Genomic DNA, 4,450 nt, shown 5'->3' with positions numbered 1-4,450 from the left:
CATACGTTGACCCCAAGGTCCAGACATCATCGGCAACCGGAGAGATGATTGATATGTCTGGTCCGGCAGTCGCCGCCTGGTTCACTGTCACGCTCTCGGGACTGTTTGCAGCCCCAGTAGCCGTGATCGTGATCGTTCCTGTTCTCGCAGGGCCCATATTGGTTCCGTGCCACACTGTGACTGTTCCACTCTCCGTCCCAGTGCTACCCTCCGTTATAGTCAGCCAAGGGTCGTTAGCCACTGCTGTCCAACTCATAGTTCCGATGCCCGTGTTTCCCACATCAAACGTTGTAGTACCCGACTGTGCAGAGACATCTCGTGAAAGTGGCACAACGGCCAATTCGGCACCGACAGCCTCAGTCCTAACATCAATGTACTGGGGGCGTGTCTTGGTGTCTGATCCACCCGGTCCTGTCACGGTCAGGCTTACGCTGTAAATGCCCGGATCACTATAGATGTGTGTTGGACTCTGATCGTTTGAGTCTACCGTGCCGTTGTTGTCGAAATCCCAGTCCCAGGAAGTAATACCCCCAGCCGACTGATCAGAAAACGTGACCGGGAGTGGGGCCACACCGCTTGTCGGGCCTCCGGTGAAGTTAGCCACCACGGTCGATTGATCTGCAACAGTGATGTAATCTGCCTTGGTCTTTGTGTCGGAACCGCCCGTAGCTGTTACCGTGAGGCTGACCGTGTAGGTGCCCGCAGAGGTGAAGATGTGAGTCGGATTCTGTTCGTCGGAGTCTTCCATGCCGTTATCGTTAAAATCCCAGGACCAGGAGGTGATGTCACCCGTGGATTGGTCTGTGAACGTAACTGGGAGAGGGGCAATCCCGCTGGTCTGGTTGGCGCCAAAGAGGACCGTAGGTGTGGTGGCCGCGGCGGTCACCACTTTAGACGTCCGGTTACCGAAATCGTCGTATTCATAAACAGTGACTGACCCATCTGGCCGCTCGACACGGGTGAGACGGTGGAGATCGTCATACTCGTACAGAACGGTAGCTGATCCTGAGGCGCTGCCACAAAACAGGAAACATGTTAATCCCAAAACCAGCAAGACTATCGATCTTTTTCTATACATGGGTGCCTCGCCAATATCTTCGAATCTAAACGAAGGGCGGTGTGCAGCGCGTTTCCTGTTGCCTTGCGATTTCCAAAATAGCCCGAAGAACGACTGATCGTGACCACTATGTTCTGTCGTTAGCATGATCACCAAACCATCATTCTGCTGATTGCCCCCCAATCTCAATCACATTTTCGCACTGTTTGGCCCCTGTATGGCGTCCTAACTGCATAATGCATCACAACAACTTCTCACCTTCGAAATGGGTTTCCATTCGGGTACCAAAAATCGTTCCAGTGCTCCATCCCCTTGCGGATGCTGTTTCTGAGAGCTTCTCCTGCCTCTCCCGATCTTATCGCTCGAATCGTATTTCTCATATTTGCAGGCGAAGTTTGATCGTATATGGTACGCTTGCCTGAAACGTAGAGGGTAGCAACTGCATATGCGGGGAATTCCTCTGCACCTCCTATCATAGGCACACAAATGAATTGGATGTTTGTCGAAGTCTGGTAAGGCAACTCCTGACACCCTCCCACTCCTTTTCCGGATTCGCGACCACGCCAAAGCGACAGTTCTTCTAATCGTCTGTCAACGTGCTGGGCGGCATCTTCTATTCTCTTCGCAGACCAGTTAAGTGCCTCATCTGCGTATTTGCCAGCCCTGTCGACTGCGGATTTCCACATCCCACCAAAATCCATCAGGCCAAGAGGATCGGTGGCTGTTCCCGGATTCCCCATCACATAAGCATACAAATTCCAGTCGCCACCTTCAAATCCAAGTGGGTCCTCGTTCAAGAAACGTCCGATTTCTGGGTCATAGAACCTCGCCCTCATGAAATAGAGATTCTGCCCTTCATCCATGACGCCATACTGGCCAACATACCTGAACGGATTGGGAGTAGTGTTGGTTGGAGATTCTTGCACCTGGCCGTATTCGCCATAGGCGTATTCATCATTGACTGTCCCTGAATCATCGCTCAGGACCACCGTGTCGCCTCTATGGTTGAAGTGATAGAATCTTCTGGTGTTGTCACTGGCGTCAATCCTGCTAATGAGGCCGTGGCCGTAAATGTAATAGGCGGTCACAACTCCGCTGCCATGGGTCTCTGCCAAGACCCGGCTCATGTCGCTGTTCAGATCGAGCACATATCGGGCTGTAATGCCGTCTACGACCCTGGTGATCCGGTTGCCCATGGCGTCGTAGACATGCTGAATGTTGGTCTGACCCGGCGTAGATATACCGGTAAGCATATTCTCATAGTCCCACGTATAAGTAGTCGTCACTCCGCCTTCAGTGCTGGTCTTTCTGTTCCCGTTATCGTCATAGGTGTATGAAGTGGAACCAGCGGAAAGGAGTCTGTTGTTGGTTCTATCGTTGGTGTATGTGACTTCTTCAGAGGCGGCCGTGAAGGCCAACGGCTCATTGACAACGTCAACAGCATTATGATTGCCCACACCGTCAAGTTCAAAGGTGTATGACCACAGCATGGTGCTGCCGTCCTTTTCCGTAATACCTGTCAATCTTGAAGCCCTGTCATAGGTATATACTGTTGTAATGCCATTGGAACGTTGGATCTCTTTGAGATTGCCGGTGGCATCATAGACATACGTCACTGAACCGTTGTTCCAGTCGGTAACAGTCTCCAATCGCCCGGCGTTGTCATACGTGTAGTCTACCTCATTGCTACCCGGATAAGTAATCTTGCTGACCCGTCCGGCATTGTCGTAATCGTACTGAACTGTCTTGTTGTATGGATCAGTGTAGGTCTCCACCCGGTTCAGGTTGTCATATGTAAAAGAACTTGTACCGTTTCTGCCAGTGACAGAAGTCACATTTCCATTGAGGTCCCGAATAATGGTAGTTTCGGTCTGGTCAGGATAGCGTGTCCTTTCCAGCCGATTGTGATCATCATAGTAATAAGTTGTTGTGTCATTGTTGTAGTCCGATCTGGTTTTGACCAACCCCGTTTCGTAATGGGTAAACACCTTGTCGAGATTGCCGGGTTTGATTACCTTGTGGAGCCGGTCTTGGCTGTCGTAAGTGTATCTGGTCTGAGACGAGGTCCCTTGGTTGAGCCAGCTGACGGAGTCAAGGTTGCCGTTGAAATCATAAAGCCTTGATACCGTCCGAAGCACGGTCTGCTCCCCGCGGGCATAATTCATAACGTCTAAAGGATTGTCATTAGCATCATAGGTGATAGCCGTCTTTATCCCTTCTGCATCGGTCACAGACGTAACGCGTCCAGCGTAATCGTTCTCATACACAGTTGTGTTGCCCTCTGCATCCGTGACCTGCTCCAGGTTCCCGTACGAGTCGTATGCAAACTGAGTGGTATATCCCCGGCCATCGGTTACGGAGGTCAACTGGTGATTGGCATCGTACCCAAGTTCTACTGTTTCATTCTCAGGATTGGTTACTCTCCACAGCCGGTTGCCATCGATTTGATATGTGTAGGTCGTTGGCGGCGGTGTTGTGCCATTGGGATCGTGAAACTCCCTGCTGGAAATGATGTTGTTCTTGTCGTTGTAACTGAAAGTAGCCACCATGCCGTCATCGTTAATTATCTTAGTCACATTGCCCATTGCGTCATATTCATATTCAGTGGTGTAGCCTTTCTTGTCTGTGACCTTGGTAGGAAGGTTTGGATTGTTAGAATCCGTTCGATCGATGGTCACCCGCCTGGCCTCATTTGCCCCCTTGAACGCCGTCAGCAGGTTGCCGGTGTGGATGTAGTTATACTTGTTGTGCTCTGGATCTTCTACCTCTGTTACTGTTAGATTTGATGAAGGAGTATACGTGATCGTACTTCCGGACACGTCGTTATCCTTGATGGAGTCAACCTGCCCGGTGGCATCATCATAATGGACAGTCACCGTGTTTCCCTTGGGGTAAGTAACACTCTTGAGCAAATTATGCCTTAGGGTGGCTGGTTCATCATAATAGGCATAACGCGTGGTCCGGCCGTTTGCATCCGTGAAGGTCTCAAGCAGTCCATCAGAGTTGTACGTAAAGGAAATGGAGCGCTTGGTCGTGCCGCCGACGACCTCTTTGACCTCTCGTAACTGAATGGCAGGGCTGTAATAGTCGAATTCAAGTTTTCTGCCCATATTGTCGCGAACTTCTTCTATCGTACCGTAGGCGGCCTCGCGGTAAAACGTGAGTCTGTTTCCCTTCCAGTCCGTAATATCAATGAGAAGCAGCTTCGTATTATCCTGGAGAAACCATTCCTCAGGTGGAGTCCCAGGCCATGGATTGACACTGTATATCCTGTATCTGTATACGGTCTGGTCCTTTCGCCTGATGTCATATCCGTTCCCAGCATCTACTCTGGTTAGTTGATCATGATTACCTGACCTGTCGAGGTAATCGGTTTGACCATTACCTGTTTTC

General features: G+C 50.7%; 2 protein-coding genes. Both read right to left on the bottom strand.

Annotated elements, in window-relative coordinates; genetic code table 11:
- Window positions 1–1,078 (bottom strand): PKD domain-containing protein (locus SVU69_13575; protein ID MDY6944027.1); only part of this gene is annotated, 1,078 nt, incomplete at its 3' end.
- A 233-nt stretch (window positions 1,079–1,311) separates the two neighbouring features.
- On the bottom strand, window positions 1,312–4,450 hold a 3,139-nt coding region (locus SVU69_13570), incomplete at its 5' end, for an RHS repeat-associated core domain-containing protein (GenBank protein ID MDY6944026.1).

It is taken from the genome of Pseudomonadota bacterium (assembly GCA_034189865.1).
Classification (GTDB): Bacteria; Pseudomonadota; Gammaproteobacteria; order UBA5335; family UBA5335; genus JAXHTV01.
Note: the sequence above shows the minus strand (reverse complement) of the source record. Positions and strands in the feature narration are given on the sequence as shown.